This is a genomic window from Rhizobium sp. BK619 (assembly GCF_014195245.1).
In the GTDB taxonomy this organism is placed as follows: domain Bacteria; phylum Pseudomonadota; class Alphaproteobacteria; order Rhizobiales; family Rhizobiaceae; genus Rhizobium; species Rhizobium acidisoli.
Genome location: NZ_JACIBH010000004.1, coordinates 195252 through 212424, shown reverse-complemented (window position 1 = coordinate 212424; position 17173 = coordinate 195252). Strand labels below are relative to the sequence as shown.

16 protein-coding genes are annotated in these 17173 nt (G+C 62.2%); 14 read left to right on the top strand and 2 right to left on the bottom strand.

Annotation, left to right across the window (positions count from 1 at the left end; translation table 11 throughout):
* Window positions 1-27 precede the first annotated feature (27 nt).
* Window positions 28-1317: a citrate synthase gene (gene gltA / locus FHX14_RS09085; RefSeq protein WP_003586663.1), complete on the bottom strand. Its 1290-nt coding sequence runs from the start codon at window positions 1315-1317 to the stop codon at window positions 28-30.
* Between the two features lie 290 nt (window positions 1318-1607).
* On the opposite strand from gltA, the gene FHX14_RS09080 reads away from it, so the two are divergent.
* Entirely contained in the window at window positions 1608-4040 is a 2433-nt protein-coding gene (locus FHX14_RS09080) for a ComEC/Rec2 family competence protein (RefSeq protein WP_184376920.1), read from the top strand.
* Here the strand turns inward: FHX14_RS09080 and lexA are convergent.
* On the bottom strand, window positions 4021-4740 hold the full coding sequence (gene lexA / locus FHX14_RS09075) for a transcriptional repressor LexA (RefSeq protein ID WP_003579060.1): 720 nt from the start codon (window positions 4738-4740) through the stop codon (window positions 4021-4023). The genes FHX14_RS09080 and lexA overlap by 20 nt on opposite strands.
* 196 nt (window positions 4741-4936) lie before the next feature.
* Between lexA and FHX14_RS09070 the strand changes: the two genes are divergently transcribed.
* The 13 genes from FHX14_RS09070 (at window position 4937) to lipA (ending at window position 16960) form a co-directional block, all read left to right on the top strand.
* Complete coding sequence (locus tag FHX14_RS09070) at window positions 4937-5833, top strand: VOC family protein (protein ID WP_012557558.1); 897 nt, start codon at window positions 4937-4939, stop codon at window positions 5831-5833.
* Window positions 5830-6675 carry a 3-deoxy-8-phosphooctulonate synthase gene (gene kdsA / locus FHX14_RS09065; RefSeq protein ID WP_012557559.1) on the top strand — a complete coding sequence of 282 codons (846 nt, stop codon included), beginning with the start codon at window positions 5830-5832 and terminating at the stop codon, window positions 6673-6675. Before FHX14_RS09070 ends, kdsA begins: the two co-directional genes overlap by 4 nt.
* A gap of 140 nt (window positions 6676-6815) precedes the next feature.
* Window positions 6816-8090 (top strand): phosphopyruvate hydratase, encoded by a 1275-nt coding sequence (eno, locus tag FHX14_RS09060; protein ID WP_003586659.1) that lies wholly within the window; start codon window positions 6816-6818, stop codon window positions 8088-8090.
* 134 nt (window positions 8091-8224) lie between these two features.
* Window positions 8225-8545 carry a septum formation initiator family protein gene (locus FHX14_RS09055; protein ID WP_003586657.1) on the top strand — a complete coding sequence of 107 codons (321 nt, stop codon included), beginning with the start codon at window positions 8225-8227 and terminating at the stop codon, window positions 8543-8545.
* A gap of 145 nt (window positions 8546-8690) precedes the next feature.
* Window positions 8691-9737 carry a pyruvate dehydrogenase (acetyl-transferring) E1 component subunit alpha gene (gene pdhA, locus FHX14_RS09050; protein WP_164009483.1) on the top strand — a complete coding sequence of 349 codons (1047 nt, stop codon included), beginning with the start codon at window positions 8691-8693 and terminating at the stop codon, window positions 9735-9737.
* A gap of 15 nt (window positions 9738-9752) precedes the next feature.
* Window positions 9753-11138 (top strand): pyruvate dehydrogenase complex E1 component subunit beta, encoded by a 1386-nt coding sequence (locus FHX14_RS09045; protein WP_184376919.1) that lies wholly within the window; start codon window positions 9753-9755, stop codon window positions 11136-11138.
* A 15-nt stretch (window positions 11139-11153) separates the two neighbouring features.
* Entirely contained in the window at window positions 11154-12491 is a 1338-nt protein-coding gene (locus tag FHX14_RS09040) for a pyruvate dehydrogenase complex dihydrolipoamide acetyltransferase (protein ID WP_184376918.1), read from the top strand.
* Window positions 12492-12510: 19 nt separating this feature from the next.
* Entirely contained in the window at window positions 12511-13152 is a 642-nt protein-coding gene (locus FHX14_RS09035) for an SGNH/GDSL hydrolase family protein (RefSeq protein ID WP_003586651.1), read from the top strand.
* 2 nt (window positions 13153-13154) lie between these two features.
* A complete protein-coding gene (locus FHX14_RS09030) occupies window positions 13155-13736 on the top strand; it encodes a GNAT family N-acetyltransferase (protein WP_179610627.1) in 582 nt (193 codons plus the stop codon).
* Between the two features lie 16 nt (window positions 13737-13752).
* Window positions 13753-15198: a dihydrolipoyl dehydrogenase gene (gene lpdA / locus FHX14_RS09025; protein ID WP_184376917.1), complete on the top strand. Its 1446-nt coding sequence runs from the start codon at window positions 13753-13755 to the stop codon at window positions 15196-15198.
* A 120-nt stretch (window positions 15199-15318) separates the two neighbouring features.
* On the top strand, window positions 15319-15573 hold the full coding sequence (locus tag FHX14_RS09020) for a GlsB/YeaQ/YmgE family stress response membrane protein (protein WP_003539329.1): 255 nt from the start codon (window positions 15319-15321) through the stop codon (window positions 15571-15573).
* A gap of 14 nt (window positions 15574-15587) precedes the next feature.
* Window positions 15588-15836, top strand: coding sequence for a GlsB/YeaQ/YmgE family stress response membrane protein (locus tag FHX14_RS09015; RefSeq protein ID WP_179610625.1), 249 nt, complete (start codon window positions 15588-15590; stop codon window positions 15834-15836).
* A 152-nt stretch (window positions 15837-15988) separates the two neighbouring features.
* Window positions 15989-16960, top strand: a complete 972-nt coding sequence (lipA, locus tag FHX14_RS09010) for a lipoyl synthase (protein WP_184376916.1) — start codon at window positions 15989-15991, stop codon at window positions 16958-16960.
* Window positions 16961-17173 lie beyond the last annotated feature (213 nt).

Genomic DNA, 17173 nt, shown 5'->3' with positions numbered 1-17173 from the left:
CTCTAGCCGATATATTGGCCGAAGCGATCAGCGCTTCGAAACCGGGATGTAGTCGCGCTTCGGTTCGCCGATATAGAGCTGGCGCGGACGGCCGATGCGCTGCTCCGGATCCTCGATCATCTCGTTCCACTGGGCGATCCAGCCGACGGTGCGGGCAAGCGCGAAGAGCACGGTGAACATGGTCGTGGGGAAGCCCAGCGCCTTCAGCGTGATGCCGGAATAGAAGTCGATGTTCGGATAGAGCTTCTTTTCGATGAAATATTCGTCGGTGAGCGCGATGCGCTCCAGCTCCATCGCCACTTCGAGCAACGGATCGTCCTTGATGCCGAGCTCGCCGAGCACTTCATGCGTCGTCTTCTGCATGATCTTGGCGCGCGGATCGTAGTTCTTGTATACGCGGTGACCGAAGCCCATCAGGCGGAACGGATCGTTCTTGTCCTTGGCGCGGGCGATATATTCCGGAATGTGATCGACGGAGCCGATCTCATGCAGCATGTTGAGCGCTGCTTCGTTCGCGCCGCCATGGGCGGGGCCCCAGAGGCAGGCGATGCCGGCTGCGATGCAGGCAAACGGGTTGGCGCCCGACGAGCCGGCGAGACGGACGGTCGAGGTCGAGGCGTTCTGCTCGTGATCGGCATGCAGTATGAAGATGCGGTCCATGGCGCGGGCAAGCACCGGATTGACCACATATTCTTCGCAAGGCACGGCAAAGCACATGCGCAGGAAGTTCGAGGCGTAGTCGAGATCGTTCTTCGGATAAACGAAGGGCTGGCCGATATGGTACTTGTAGGCCATGGCGGCAAGCGTCGGCATCTTGGCGATCATGCGCAGGCTGGCGACCATGCGCTGGTGCGGATCGGTGATGTCGGTGGAGTCGTGATAGAAAGCCGACAGCGCGCCGACGCAGCCGCACATGACGGCCATCGGATGCGCATCGCGGCGGAAGCCGGTGAAGAAGCGGCTCATCTGCTCGTGCACCATGGTATGGTGCGTGACGCGATAATCGAAATCCTTCTTCTGCGCGGTGGTCGGCAGTTCACCGTAGAGCAGCAGGTAGCAGACTTCGAGGAAGTCGCCATGCTCGGCCAGCTGCTCGATCGGATAGCCGCGGTGCAGCAGCACACCTTCGTCGCCGTCGATATAGGTGATTTTCGATTCACAGGATGCAGTCGAGGTGAAACCCGGATCGTAAGTGAAGGAAGCCGTGTTCTTGTAGAGGGCACCGATATCGATGACGCTCGGGCCGATCGTGCCGCTCTTGACGGCTAGGTCGACAGATTTGTCACCGATTTTTATTGTAGCGCTTTGATCCGTCATGCTGATCCTCCGAAATGGCGGTGGCGCCATAAAAGCGCCATAGGGGTTAAGCGTCCTCACCGATAGCTATATGATCGCGAAGCTAATGCCAAGTTACCGTGACGGCATTTTGTGCATTGCGGTATCACCTTTTAGGCACTGCAGCGATGAGCCGCGCGCATAGCGGAAGCCAATGATTCGACTGCTCTTTTGGCGGTGGCGATTTTCCCTCATATTTCAATCGATTATTCTTGCTCGTTTTGATTGAAGGTTGCATTCTGGCCGCGGGTGCGGGTGATGTTGGGCGGGACATGGAGGAATTGACGACAGTCGAATTGCGGCCGGAAGCGGGCGCCGGCTTGGCCGATTCCCCGGGTTTTTCCGCGCCCGCCGTGGTGAATCGGCCGGCAAGGACGCAGTCTGCGATGCCGTTGCGCCACCGGCTGCCGGCCGCGGCCTCGCAATCGCTGCGTGCCGGAATCCGCATGCTGGGCGAGGAGACCGACCATGGCCGACTGCTGCTGTTCTCGCCGGTCTTCCTCGGCGCCGGGGCGGCCTTCTGGTTTCTGGCGCCGTCGGATTTTCCCCTCATCGCATCGCTGCTCTGCCTGGCGACGCCGGCGGTCGTGGTTCTCGTCGCCGGCCCCAGCCGGCCGGTGTTGCGGGCCAGCTTCATGGCGCTGGCGCTTTTCGCATGCGGCATGCTCTCGGCCCAATTCGAGAGCTGGCGGGCTTCGACCGTGATGCTCGATTCATCCGTGACGACGACGGTGACCGGCCGTGTCGAACGGCGGGAAGGTGATGGCCGTGGGCGCTGGCGCTACATCCTTTCCGTCACCGGGACGGAGAAGCCGGAGCTGAAGCGGTGGCCGGGACGCATCACCGCGATCGTCCGCGGCGCCGATACACCTTTCGAGATCGGCGACATCATCACCGGCAGGGCGCGGCTGACGCCGCCGGCGGGCCCAGCGCTGCCCGAGCTCAACGATTTCTCCTTCAGTGCCTACTTCGACGGCATCGGCGCAAACGGCTTCTTCTATGGCGCGCCGGAGAAAGCCGATCTGCAGGCAGGCCCGCAGCCGGCAAGATCGACATCGGAAGCAATGCTCGAATGGCTTTACCAACTGCGCAGCCGCATCGGCGACCGCATTCGGTCGATCCTGCCCGGCGATACCGGCGCTTTTGCCGCTGCACTGGTGACCGACGAGCGGCGCGCCATCTCGAATGCGACGACGGAAGCGCTGCGCCAGTCCGGTCTTGCTCATATTGTTGCGATCTCCGGCCTCAACATGGCGCTGTCGGCCGGCATCTTCTTCGTCGGCTTCCGGATGCTGCTCAGCCTCTTTCCGGGCGTTGCCCAGGCTTATCCGACCAAGAAGATCGCCGCAGCAGGCGCGCTCATCGCCGTCACCGCTTACTACCTGATCTCCGGCTTCGGGGTCTCGGCTGAACGCGCCTTTATCATGATGGCCATCATGCTGATCGCCGTCTTCTTCGATCGGCCGTCGATCAGCCTGCGCAATGTCGTTCTCTCGGCCCTTGTCATCATTGCCATTTCGCCCTCCGAAGTCCTGGGTCCGAGCTTCCAGATGTCCTTTGCCGCGACATTGGCATTGGTATCGGGTTATCAGCTGTGGAAAGACCGGCGCATCCGCGAAAACGCCTGGCTGAAGTTGCCGGTCTTCCGGCCGGTCGTTGCGGTCGCCGGTTTCTTCGGCGGCGTCTTCCTGACCTCGCTGATCGGCGGCTTCTCCACGGCGCTGTTTTCGATCGAGCATTTTCATCGCCTGACCGCTTACGGCCTGCCGGCAAACCTCGCGACGATGCCGATCATCTCCTTCATCGTCATGCCGGCCGGGCTGCTGGCGATGTTGCTCATGCCGTTCGGTCTGGACGCTCCGCTCTGGAAGGTGGTCGGCTTCGGGCTCGATCTGGTGATCGCAGTCGCCAAGACGGTGTCCGGCTGGGGCGGCGATATCGGCGTCGGCCGCTTGCCCGCCTGGTATTTCGCCGTCGCCGTGGCAGGCTTCCTGCTGCTGACGTTGCTGCGTACCCGGCTTCGCCATGCCGGCACATCGATCCTCGCCGTCTCGACGCTTCTGGTGCTGATTCTGCCGGTTCCGCGGCCGCCGGATCTGGTGATTTCGGAGGACGGCGGTCTGGTCGCGCTCGTCGAGACCGCGGCAATGGCTTCCAATCGTGAAAACCCGCCGGATTTCATCTTCGACCAGTGGCAAAGAGCGCTGGTCCTGCCGACCCATCACCCGCCGAAGATGCTGGATGGCCCCGCTATCCCACCGGAGGGAGAAGACCGCCGCGTCAGGCTTTCCCGCGAGCAGCAGAATGAAGCAAGGACAGCAATGCGGGCGGCTGCCGCGGGCGGAGAAACAAACCGCTTTTCCTGCGTCAAGAAGGCCTGGTGCACATCGAGGCTTGGCAATGGCCGTGTGGTAACCATCATCGACAATGCCGCTTATCTCGGTCCGGCCTGCGATTCGGCCGATATCGTCGTGACGCCGGTCCGTCTGCGTTTCAACAGCTGCCGCTCAGGCGCGACGCTCTTCACCGGTGAGACGCTGCGCAGGACCGGTTCCGTCGAGTTGCGTTTCGCGGATGCCGGCCTGGAGGTCGCAACCGCATTCGAAACGCTGTCGCGGCCGTGGATGCGCCAGCGCGCCTATGACTGGCGCAGCAACAGTTTTACCGAATCCGGCCTGTCCGGTGTCAGTGATAGCGGCGAATGAGGCCGACGAGTTTGCCCTGCACCTTGACGCGGTCCGGCCCGAAGATCCGGGTCTCGTAAGCCGGGTTGGCCGCTTCAAGTGCGATCGAGGCGCCCTTGCGGCGGAAGCGCTTCAGTGTCGCTTCCTCGTCATCGACGAGGGCAACGACGATGTCGCCGGGGCTTGCGGTGCTGCCGTTGCGGATGATCACCGTGTCGCCATCGAAGATGCCGGCGTCGATCATCGAATCGCCTTTGACCTCCAGCGCATAATGTTCACCGGAGCCAAGCATGTCGGCGGGAACAACGATGTCATGGGTGTTGTTCTGGATCGCCGAGATCGGAACGCCGGCAGCGATTCGGCCCATGACCGGCACCGAGACCGAGTTGCCGTTGTCGGCGACGGGTTTTGCAGGCGCGGGGGCAGCAGCCGGCTGGGGCTTGCCAAGGCTGCCCTCGATGACGCTTGGCGAAAAGCCGCGCCGGGGCTGGATGCTGGGGCTATAGGCTTCGGGAAGCTTGATGACCTCGAGCGCCCTGGCGCGGTTCGGTAGGCGGCGAATGAATCCGCGTTCCTCGAGCGCCGTAATCAGGCGATGAATGCCGGATTTCGAGGCCAGATCCAGGGCATCCTTCATCTCGTCGAAAGAAGGCGGAACGCCGGATTCCTTCATGCGCTCATGAATGAAAAGGAGAAGCTCCTGTTGTTTGCGCGTGAGCATCGGCGTGTGACCCCTGATTGAAACAAATCCAGAACAGACACTATATGTTCCATATGTGTTCCGCAAGGTGCTAAATTTCCGTAAAACTTGCCGCCAACTCGTTGAGATTTTTATTTTCATTCGCCGGATTGGCACACATGTCTTGCAATGGGGGTGGCGCTGTCGCACATCTCTTGTCGTTTGAGGGAGGGATATGATGAACGAGCGTTCCGCCAAACCGCACCCGCTGGATCATGTGGTGCTGCCCGTCGTCAATATCGATCTGGCTCGCGAGCGGCTCGGCAAGCTCGGCTTCACCGTTGCCGCCGATGCCCGCCATCCCTTCGGCACGGAGAATGCCTGCGTCTTCTTTGCCGACAAGACCTATCTGGAGCCGCTTGGTATCGCCAGCGTCGAAGAGAGCGAGGCGTCGGCGCGGCAAGGCAATGTCTTCACTGCCCGCAACCGAGCCTTCCGCTTCCGTTGCGGCGAGGAGGGGCTTTCCGCGGTGGCCTTTGCCACCAGCGATGCCGGCCGCGATCATCGCCACTTCGCCGGCAGCGGATCGAGCGCCGGCGAGATGCTGCAGTTCAGCCGACCGATGAAAATGCCTGATGGTTTCGAGACCATTGCCGGCTTCAAGCTGGCCTTTGCCGCTGAGTTGCGCGCGCCGGATTTCTTCCTCTTCAGCGTCGAGCGCATCAATCCGCTGCCGTCCGACCGCCGCGCGCTGGAGACGCATGCCAATGGCGTAACAGGCATTGCCGAGATTGCGCTTTGCGCGCCGGAACCCGCCGCATTCGCGGCCTTCGTCGGCCTTGCCGCTGCGCAGTCGGCCGTCGAAAAAACCGGTTTCGGCGTCAATATCGCCGCGCCGAACGCGAAAATCAGCCTGATGACCCCGGAGGGGCTGGAGGCCTATTTCGAGATCGCCGTCTCATCCGCCGACCGCGGCCTGCGCGGCCGGGCTATCCTCTTCACTGTCGCCGATCTTGCCGTGACAGAAGCGCATTTGGCTGCTAACGGAGTGACCTACACGCGCAAGAACAATCGCATTCTGGTGAAGCCGGCGCCCGGGCAGGGCACGCTCTTCGCCTTCGAGGAAACACGATGAGCACTGATACGAATTCTGAAGTCAGGATCGGCGAGGGCGCAGGCCAGGTCACCTTCTCCAATACCGGCCGCCTGTCGCTGATTGCCGGCCCGTGCCAGATGGAGAGCCGCGACCACGCTTTCATGGTTGCCGGGACGCTCAAAGAGCTCTGCGCCAAGCTCGGCATCGGCCTCGTCTACAAAAGTTCGTTCGACAAGGCGAACCGCACCTCGCTGTCGGCCGAGCGCGGCATCGGGCTTGAAAAGGGCATGCAGGTCTTTGCCGATCTCAAGAAGGAATTCGGCTTTCCGGTCCTGACCGACGTTCACACCGCCGAGCAATGCGCCGAAGTGGCAAAGGTGGTCGATGTCCTGCAGATTCCGGCCTTCCTCTGCCGTCAGACCGACCTTCTGATCGCCGCCGCCGAGACCGGCCGTGCCGTCAATGTCAAGAAGGGCCAGTTCCTCGCCCCCTGGGACATGAGGAACGTACTGAAGAAGCTCAACGCCAGCGGCAATCCGAACGTGCTGCTCTGCGAACGCGGCGCCTCCTTCGGCTATAATACGTTGGTTTCCGACATGCGCTCGCTGCCAATCATGGCGTCGATGGGCGCCCCCGTCGTTTTCGATGCGACCCATTCCGTGGCGCAGCCGGGCGGGCAGGGCGATTCCTCCGGGGGGCAGCGGGAATTCGTGGAAACGCTGGCGCGCGCAGCGGTAGCGACCGGTATTGCCGGCGTCTTCGTCGAAACCCACCAGGACCCGGACAATGCACCGTCCGACGGCCCGAACATGGTCTATCTCAAGGACATGCCGCGGCTGCTGGAAAAGCTGCTGGCCTTCGATGCCGTCGCCAAGGGCTGACAGTCAAAAGCCTGACATGTTCGTGCTATAGCGACGATCAGACATGCAGATCGAAGGTGTGCAATGCGCCATTGTAATTTGCACGCCTTCGATTATGACAGGCTTCGAACGATTGATCACCCACCGAGCAGGAAGAACCCATGACTGCAATCACCGATATCATCGCCCGCGAGATTCTCGATAGCCGTGGCAACCCCACCGTCGAAGTCGATGTCTATCTCGAAGACGGCAGCATGGGCCGCGCGGCCGTTCCCTCGGGCGCTTCGACGGGCGCGCATGAGGCGGTCGAGCTGCGCGACGGCGGCAAGCGCTACCTCGGCAAGGGCGTGCAGAAGGCGGTCGATGCGGCCAATACCGAGATCTTCGACGCGATCGGCGGCATCGATGCCGAAAACCAGATCCAGATCGACAACATCATGATCGAGCTCGACGGCACGCCGAACAAGTCGCGCCTCGGCGCCAACGCCATTCTCGGCGTGTCGCTGGCCGTCGCCAAGGCTGCCGCCCAGGCCTCCGGCCTGCCGCTCTACCGTTACGTCGGCGGCGCGTCCGCGTGCCTGCTTCCGGTGCCGATGATGAACATCATCAACGGCGGCGCCCATGCCGACAATCCAATCGATTTCCAGGAATTCATGATCCTGCCGGTCGGCGCCGACACGATCGCTGAAGCCGTGCGCATGGGTTCGGAAGTCTTCCATACCTTGCGCAAGGAACTCGCCGCCCAGGGTCACAACACCAATGTCGGCGACGAAGGTGGTTTTGCTCCGGGTCTGAAGAGCGCGCCTGAAGCCCTCGACTTCATCATGAAGTCGATCGAAAAGGCCGGCTACAAGCCGGGCGACGACATGTGCCTCGGCCTCGATTGCGCCTCGACTGAGTTCTTCAAGGACGGCAAATATGTTCTCGAAGGCGAAGGCCGCACGCTCGAATCGGGCGCCATGGCCGAATATCTGGCCGAGCTCGCGGCCAAGTACCCGATCATCTCGATCGAGGATGGCATGGCCGAGGACGACTGGGATGGCTGGAAGACGCTGACCGACCTGACCGGCAAGAAGACCCAGCTCGTCGGCGACGATCTCTTCGTCACCAACTCCGCCCGTCTTCGCGACGGCATCCGCATGGGCGTCGCCAACTCGATCCTCGTCAAGGTCAACCAGATCGGCTCGCTGACGGAAACGCTCGACGCCGTCAACACGGCGCACAAGGCAGCCTATACCGCCGTCATGTCGCACCGCTCCGGCGAAACCGAAGATTCGACCATCGCCGACCTCGCGGTCGCTACCAACTGCGGCCAGATCAAGACCGGCTCGCTGTCGCGTTCCGACCGTCTCGCCAAGTACAACCAGCTGATCCGCATCGAGGAAGGCCTCGGCCCTCAGGCTCAGTATGCCGGCCGCTCGATCATCCGCGGCTGATCGAATCTGCTTTCGACCACGTAACCCGCGCCTCCCGGCGCGGGTTTTTTGTTGCCCGTATTTACGGTCAACGAACGGTTAATCTCTGAGCGTTATGCTGAATGAATTGGTAATGCGTTCAAGAGCATGCGTGTATGTGGACAAAGCATCATAAGAAGAGAAAGATCGGCCGTTTCGTCATTCCGGCCATGACGGTCGCCTTCCTTTCCTACTTCGGTTATCATTGCATTCACGGCGATTACGGACTGCGCGCAACGGAAACGTTCGAGCATCAGCGTGTCGCGCGTGAGAAAGAGCTTGCGATCTTGAAGGCAAAGCGCGAACATCTGGAAAATCAGGTCGCGCTGCTGAGTGATGGCTCGCTCGACAAGGATATGCTGGACGAAAAAGCGCGCTATCAGCTCAATATGTCGCGCGCGGACGAGATCGTCATATTCAACCATTACTCCAATTAACCGGAATTCGGTTAATTGGAATTTTCGTTGTATTTCCAATAATTTAGCACCGAATACGAGCCATGCAATTATGGCATTGCTGTGGTCTTATTTCTTCCCTATGGTACGCGCCACCGAGAAACGACAAACCCATAGGGAGGGTTGAATGGCGCCGCGAAAGACCGCGACCGTTTCCAGCCGCAAAACTGCAGCGAAACCGGCAGCCAAGGCATCGAATGGAGGCCCGGTAGCCGACTTCGATCGCGATGAGGAGCTCAAGGCCTATCGCGAGATGCTGCTGATCCGCCGCTTCGAGGAGAAGGCCGGCCAGCTTTACGGCATGGGCTTCATCGGCGGCTTTTGCCACCTTTACATCGGTCAGGAAGCTGTCGTCGTCGGCATGCAGATGGCGCAGAAGGAAGGTGACCAGGTCATCACCGCCTATCGCGATCACGGCCACATGCTGGCAACCGGCATGGAAGCGCGCGGCGTCATGGCGGAGTTGACCGGCCGCCGCAGCGGCTATTCCCACGGGAAGGGCGGCTCGATGCACATGTTCTCGAAAGAGAAGCATTTCTACGGCGGCCACGGCATCGTCGGCGCCCAGGTTTCGCTCGGAACCGGTCTTGCCTTTGCCAATCATTACCGCGGCAACGGCAATGTCTCGATCGCCTATTTCGGCGACGGTGCCGCCAACCAGGGCCAGGTCTACGAGAGCTTCAACATGGCAGCCCTCTGGAAGCTGCCGATTGTCTATATCGTCGAGAACAACCGCTACGCCATGGGCACGTCGACGGCGCGCGCCACCGCCCAGTCGAATTACTCGCTGCGTGGATCCGGCTTTGGTATCCCCGGCATTCAGGTCGATGGCATGGACGTTCGCGCCGTCAAGGCGGCGGCCGACGAAGCGCTCGAACATTGCCGTTCCGGCAAGGGTCCGATCATTCTCGAAATGCTGACCTATCGTTATCGCGGTCACTCCATGTCCGACCCGGCGAAGTATCGCTCCAAGGACGAAGTGCAGAAGATGCGCTCCGAACATGACCCGATCGAACAGGTGAAAGCACGCCTCGTCGAAAAGGGCTGGGCTTCCGAAGACGATCTGAAGGCGATCGACAAGGATGTCCGCGATATCGTCGCAGACAGCGCCGATTTCGCCCAGGCCGATCCGGAGCCGGATGCATCCGAGCTCTACACCGACATTCTGCTCTAATCGGGGAGGGAACCCATGCCTATCGATATCCTCATGCCCGCCCTCTCTCCGACGATGGAAGAAGGCACGCTGTCCAAATGGCTGAAACAGGAAGGTGACAAGGTCACCTCCGGCGACGTGATTGCCGAAATCGAAACCGACAAGGCGACGATGGAAGTCGAAGCCATCGACGAAGGCGTCATCGGCAAGCTGCTCGTCGATGCCGGCACCGAAGGCGTCAAGGTCAACACCAAGATCGCCGTGCTGCTGCAGGACGGCGAATCCGCCGCCGATATCTCCGCCGCCAAGCCGGCCGCCGCTGCCGCGCCGGCGGTTGCCCAGGAAGAAAAGCCGACCAATGCCGGTTCCGCTTCCGCACCGCTTCCGGCCGAGCCGAAGGCCGTCGTGCCGAACGACCCGGAAATTCCGGCCGGCACCGAAATGGTGTCGATGACGGTGCGCGAAGCGCTCCGTGACGCCATGGCCGAGGAAATGCGCGCCAGCGAAGATGTCTTCGTCATGGGCGAGGAAGTCGCCGAATATCAAGGCGCCTACAAGGTCACGCAAGGGTTGCTGCAGGAATTCGGCCCCCGCCGCGTCATCGATACGCCGATCACCGAGCACGGCTTTGCCGGCGTCGGCGTCGGCGCCGCCATGGCCGGCCTTCGCCCGATCGTCGAATTCATGACCTTCAATTTCGCCATGCAGGCGATCGACCACATCATCAACTCGGCTGCCAAGACGCTCTATATGTCCGGCGGCCAGATGGGCGCGCCGATCGTTTTCCGTGGCCCGAACGGTGCAGCCGCCCGCGTCGGCGCTCAGCACAGCCAGGACTATGCCGCCTGGTATAGCGCGATCCCCGGCCTGAAGGTCGTCATGCCCTACACGGCAGCCGACGCAAAGGGCCTGCTCAAGGCTGCGATTCGCGATCCGAACCCGGTCATCTTCCTGGAAAACGAAATTCTCTACGGCCAGCACTTCGACGTGCCGAAGCTCGATAATTTCGTCCTGCCGATCGGCAAGGCCCGCATCCATCGTCCGGGCAAGGACGTCACCGTCGTCTCCTTCGGCATCGGCATGACCTATGCGACCAAGGCGGTTGCCGAACTCGAGAAGATCGGCATCGACGTCGAACTGATCGACCTTCGCACTATCCGCCCGATGGATCTCCCGACCGTGATCGAATCGGTGAAGAAGACCGGCCGCCTCGTCACCGTCGAGGAAGGTTATCCGCAATCTTCAGTCGGCACCGAAATCGCCACCCGCGTCATGCAGCAGGCCTTCGACTATCTCGATGCGCCGATCCTGACGATCGCGGGCAAGGACGTGCCGATGCCCTACGCCGCCAATCTCGAAAAACTGGCGCTTCCGAACGTCGGCGAAGTCGTCGATGCGGTGAAGGCTGTTTGCTACAAATAAGGGGAGGGTATCTCGATGCCGATCAATATCACGATGCCCGCCCTCTCTCCGACCATGGAAGAAGGCAATCTTTCCAAATGGCTGGTCAAGGAAGGCGATACGGTCAAGTCTGGCGATGTGATCGCCGAGATCGAGACCGACAAGGCAACGATGGAAGTCGAAGCCGTCGATGAAGGCACGGTCGCCAAGCTCGTCGTTGCCGCCGGCACCGAAGGTGTCAAGGTCAATGCGCTGATCGCCGTTCTCGCCGCCGATGGCGAGGATGTCGCGGCTGCCGCAAGCGGTGCGGGCTCCGCCGCTCCGGCGAAGGCCGAGGCCGCACCGGCACCGAAGGCCGAGGCTGCACCTGCTGCGGGTGCAGCGCCGGCGCCTGCCGCCGCACCCGCGGCGGTTTCCTCAAACGGCAACCGCGCCTTCTCTTCTCCGCTCGCCCGCAGGCTCGCCAAGGAAGCCGGTATCGATCTTTCGGCTGTCGCCGGCTCCGGCCCGCATGGCCGCGTCGTCAAGAGCGACGTCGAAGCCGCCGTTGCCGGTGGTGGCGCCAAACCTGCCGCCGCGCCGGCCGCTGCTGCCCCGCAGGCTGCCGCTCCGGCTCCGGCCGCAGCGCCGAAGGGCGCTTCCGAGGACGCCGTGCTCAAGCTCTTCGAGCCGGGCTCCTACGAACTCGTGCCGCATGACGGCATGCGCAAGACGATCGCCCGACGCCTGGTCGAATCCAAGCAGACGATCCCGCATTTCTACGTCTCTGTCGATTGCGAGCTCGATGCTCTGATGGCGCTGCGCGCCCAGCTGAACGACGCTGCTCCCCGCAAGGACAACGCCCCGGCCTACAAGCTCTCGGTCAACGACATGGTCATCAAGGCCATGGCGCTGGCACTGCGTGACGTACCGGATGCCAACGTCTCCTGGACTGACAGCAACATGGTCAAGCACAAGCACGCCGATGTCGGCGTCGCCGTCTCGATCCCGGGCGGCCTGATCACCCCGATCATCCGCAAGGCCGAGCAGAAGACGCTGTCCGTCATCTCCAATGAGATGCGCGATCTCGGCAAGCGGGCCAAGGACCGCAAGCTGAAGCCCGAGGAATATCAGGGCGGCACCAGCTCGGTCTCGAACATGGGCATGATGGGCGTCAAGAACTTCGCCGCCGTCGTCAACCCGCCGCATGCAACGATCCTCGCGGTCGGCGCCGGCGAGCAGCGGGTCGTCGTCAAGAACGGCGAAATGGCGATTGCCACCGTGATGTCGGTCACGCTGTCGACCGACCATCGCTGCGTCGACGGTGCGCTCGGCGCCGAGCTGCTCCAGGCCTTCAAGGCCTACATCGAAAACCCGATGGGCATGCTTGTCTGATAGCTGGGCGGAGGCGGAAATGACCAAGACCGTTCTTTGCTATGGCGACTCGCTGACCTGGGGTTATGACGCCGACACGATCGGCCGTCATGAGTACAAAAACCGCTGGCCGAGCGTGCTTCAGGCAGCGCTCGGCAGCGAGGCGCGCGTCATCGCCGAAGGGCTGAACGGTCGCACCACCGCATTCGACGACCACCTCGCCGATTGCGACCGCAACGGTGCGCGCGTCCTGCCGACGATCCTGCAGACGCATGCGCCGCTCGATCTCGTCATTCTCCTGCTCGGCACCAATGACATGAAGCCGGTCGTGGCGGGTTCGGCCTTTGCCGCCTGCCAGGGCATCAGCCGGCTGGTGCGGCTGATCCGCAATCATGCCTGGCCCTTCGAATTCGATGGGCCGGAGATCCTGATCGTGGCGCCGCCGGCGATCTGCGCGACGGGCAATGTGCCCTTCGCCGCGTCCTTTCCCGGCGGCATCGACGAATCGGCAAAGCTTGCCACGCTTTATCGTGATCTTGCCGACGAACTCGGCTGCGGTTTCTTCGACGGCAATTCCGTCGCGAGGACCACGCCGATCGATGGCATCCATCTCGATGCGGAGAATACGCGGGCGCTCGGGCGCGGGCTGGAATCGATCGTGCGGATGATGCTGGGGATCTGACAATGACCGCCTTCATCGCGCTGCGGCAGGCCTCACGGCGGGATGCCTCGGAGCTGGCGATCCTGGCGGATATTGCTTCGCACGGTTTTGCCTCCTGGCTCTGGTGCGCCGATGTGGCGAATGGCGTCAGCGACACGCCGCTGGAGCAGGGCCGGCTGAAGATGAGCGAGGAGGAAGCTGTCGGCGGCTGGCGGGATTCCGTCATCGCCGAGGCCTACGGCGAAGTCGCCGGTGTGGCGATCGGCCATGCGCTGGAGGACGGCATAGGTGATATCGAGGCGACCATCCCGGCGACCGAGCCGATGCTCGCCTTGCAGAAAACGGTTGTGGGAAGCTGGTTCATCGGCAGTCTCGGCGTCTATCGCCACCTGCGCGGCATCGGCATCGGACGCAGGCTGCTGGAGGATCAGATCGACAGGGCCGATCGCCGCCCCGTCAGCCTGATTACCGCAAGTGATAACGAAGCGGCTTTGTCGCTTTATGGAAGAAACGGATTTCTGGAGGCTGCGCGCGCCGATGCCGTGCCGCTCTTCGAAAACAGCAAGAGCCACGCGTGGGTGCTCATGACCCGCAGCGCAGCATAACAAGGGCAGGAAACACATGGCTGAATCCTACGACGTCATCATCATCGGCTCCGGTCCCGGCGGCTATGTCGCCGCCATCCGCGCCGCTCAGCTCGGGCTCAAGACCGCGATCGTCGAGCGCGAGCATATGGGCGGGATCTGCCTGAACTGGGGCTGCATACCCACCAAGGCGCTGCTGCGCTCGGCCGAGGTGCTCGATCACGCCAACCACTTTAAGGATTTCGGCCTCGTTCTCGAAGGCACGGTCAAGCCGGATGCCAAGGCCGTCGTCGGCCGCTCGCGCGCCGTCTCCGCCCGTCTCAATGCCGGCGTCGGCTTCCTGATGAAGAAGAACAAGATCGACATCATCTGGGGCGAGGGAAAACTTACCAAGCCCGGCGAGATCGTCGTCGGCAAGTCGTCGAAGCCCGTGGTCGAGCCGCAGCACCCGCTGCCGAAGAATGTCAAGGGCGAGGGCACCTACACCGCCAAGCACATCATCATCGCCACCGGCGCCCGCCCGCGCGCGCTGCCCGGCATCGAGCCCGACGGCAAGTTGATCTGGACCTATTTCGAGGCGTTGAAGCCGGATGCGCTGCCGAAGTCGCTGATCGTCATGGGCTCGGGCGCGATCGGCATCGAATTCGCCAGCTTCTACCGCTCGATGGGCGTCGACGTGACGGTTGTCGAAGTCATGCCGACCATCATGCCGGTCGAAGATGCCGAAATCACCGCCATCGCCCGCAAGCAGCTTGAAAAGCGCGGCCTCAAGATCTTCACCAGCGCCAAGGTGACGAAGGTCGAGAAGGGTGCGGGCAGCATCACCGCCCATGTCGAGACGTCAGACGGCAAGGTGCAGCAGATCACCGCCGACCGGATGATTTCGGCCGTCGGCGTTCAGGGCAATATCGAAGATCTCGGCCTCGAGGCGCTCGGCATCAAGACCGACCGCGGCTGCGTCGTCGCCGACGGGCACGGCAAGACCAATGTCGCCGGCATTTACGCGATCGGCGACGTTGCCGGCCCGCCGATGCTGGCGCACAAGGCCGAGCATGAAGGCGTCGTCTGCGTCGAGAAGATCGCCGGTCTGCCGCATGTTCATCCGACCGACAAGGGCAAGGTCCCGGGCTGCACCTATTGCAACCCGCAGGTCGCCTCCGTCGGCCTCACCGAAGCCAAGGCCAAGGAGTTGGGCCGTGACATCCGCGTTGGTCGCTTCTCCTTCGCGGCAAACGGCAAGGCGATCGCGCTCGGCGAAGACCAGGGCATGGTCAAGGTGATCTTCGACAAGAAGACCGGCGAACTGCTCGGCGCCCACATGGTCGGCGCCGAAGTCACCGAACTCATCCAGGGCTTCGTCGTCGCAATGAATCTGGAGACGACCGAGGAAGAACTGATGCACACCATCTTCCCGCACCCGACCGTTTCCGAAACGATGAAGGAAGCGGTGCTCGATGCCTATGGCCGCGTGCTGAACGCTTGATAATTTCCACGGCTGCCCTCTATCCCAGGGCGGCAAGCCGTCCCGCAGAGGCGGCGAAGCCGTCATCCGGGATGGCCTAGGCCATCCCTCGGGGGCTGGAAAAAACGAAAGGAAATTATCATGTCTATGGAGACGCAGGCGTTGCTGGTGTTTTTGCTGATCGGCCTGGTTGCAGGCTTCCTCGCAAGTCTGGTCGTCGGTGGCGGCGGCTTGATCAGATGTCTGCTGAGCGGCATCATTGGCGCCTTCGTCGGCGGTTATCTGTTCAGCGCGCTCGGCATTTCGCTGGGCATTGAAAATGCGCTGGTCGTGCAGATCATCCACGCCACCGTCGGCGCCATCATCGTGGTGCTGATCGCCAGGGCGGTCGCTTAAGGGTAAGGGCAGGCATGGAAGGCATGGGCTGGATTTCGGCAATCATCATCGGCGGGCTTGCAGGCTGGCTCGCCGGCAAGCTGATGGAGGCGCGGTACGGGATTTTCCTGAACATAGTGCTCGGCATTGTTGGCTCGATCGTCGCCACTGCCATCCTCGCTCAGTTCCATGTCCAGCTCGCCGGCGGACGGCTCGGTTATTTCGTGACGGGTTTCCTCGGCGCCTGCCTGCTGATATTCCTGGCGCGGCTGGTGCGGCGCTAAAGCATGTCGCGCAAAAGTGTGCAGCGGTTTTGCGGCAACGACATGCGCAAAAACAAGGAGCTAAAGCGCGAGGAGCGAATCTGAAAGATCGCGACGCGCTTTAGATCCAAGAGATGATGCCGCTTTAAGGGCGGCGGAAGGCTGATACTGCAATGGTGACCATTCTCGACACGATCAATCCCGAAGCCAAGCGCGTGCGCCATCCCGAGAAGGCGCATCGGCCGGATACCGAGGTCATGCGCAAGCCGGACTGGATCCGCGTCAAGGCGCCGACCTCCAAGGGTTACGCCGAGACCCGGGCGATCGTGAAGGAGCACAAGCTCGTCACCGTCTGCGAGGAAGCCGGCTGCCCGAATATCGGCGAGTGCTGGGACAAGAAGCACGCCACCTTCATGATCATGGGCGAGATCTGTACGCGCGCCTGCGCCTTCTGCAACGTTGCCACCGGCAAGCCGAACGCGCTCGATATGGCCGAGCCGGAGAACGTCGCCAAGGCGGTCAAGGAGATGGGCCTATCCCACGTCGTCATCACCTCGGTCGACCGCGACGACCTGGAGGACGGCGGTGCCGAACACTTCGAAAAGGTGATCTGGGCGATCCGCGCGGCTTCGCCGGCAACGACGATCGAAATCCTGACGCCGGACTTTCTGAAGAAGCCGGGCGCGCTGGAGCGCGTCGTCGCCGCCAAGCCCGACGTTTTCAACCACAACATGGAAACGGTCGCCGGCAACTATCTGACGGTTCGCCCCGGCGCCCGTTATTTCCATTCCATCCGGCTGCTGCAGCGGGTGAAGGAACTCGATCCGACCATGTTCACCAAATCGGGCATCATGGTCGGCCTCGGCGAGGAGCGCAACGAGGTGCTGCAGCTGATGGACGACCTGCGCACCGCCGATGTCGATTTCCTGACGATCGGCCAATACCTGCAGCCGACCCGCAAGCACCACAAGGTCGAAAGCTTCGTCACCCCGGACGAGTTCAAGTCCTACGAGACGGTCGCCTATAGCAAGGGCTTCCTGATGGTCGCCTCCAGCCCGCTGACCCGCTCCTCCCATCATGCCGGCGATGACTTCGCCCGGTTGCGGGCGGCGCGGGAGAAGAAGCTGCTGATGGCGGCTGAGTAAGGTTCGGGTGCCGCGATAGGAGAATATCTCCGCCCTCGAGATCGCCGCCTGCCCCTCATCCGCCTGCCGGCACCTTCTCCCCGCTTGCGGGGCGAAGGGGATATGCAGCAACCTCTCCATCCCTCGCCAGCGTCTCGCAAGGCACGTCCCCTCTACCCGTTTACGGGGAGAGGGTTAGGGTGAGGGGCAGCCTTTGGCGCAGACGGACCGAGG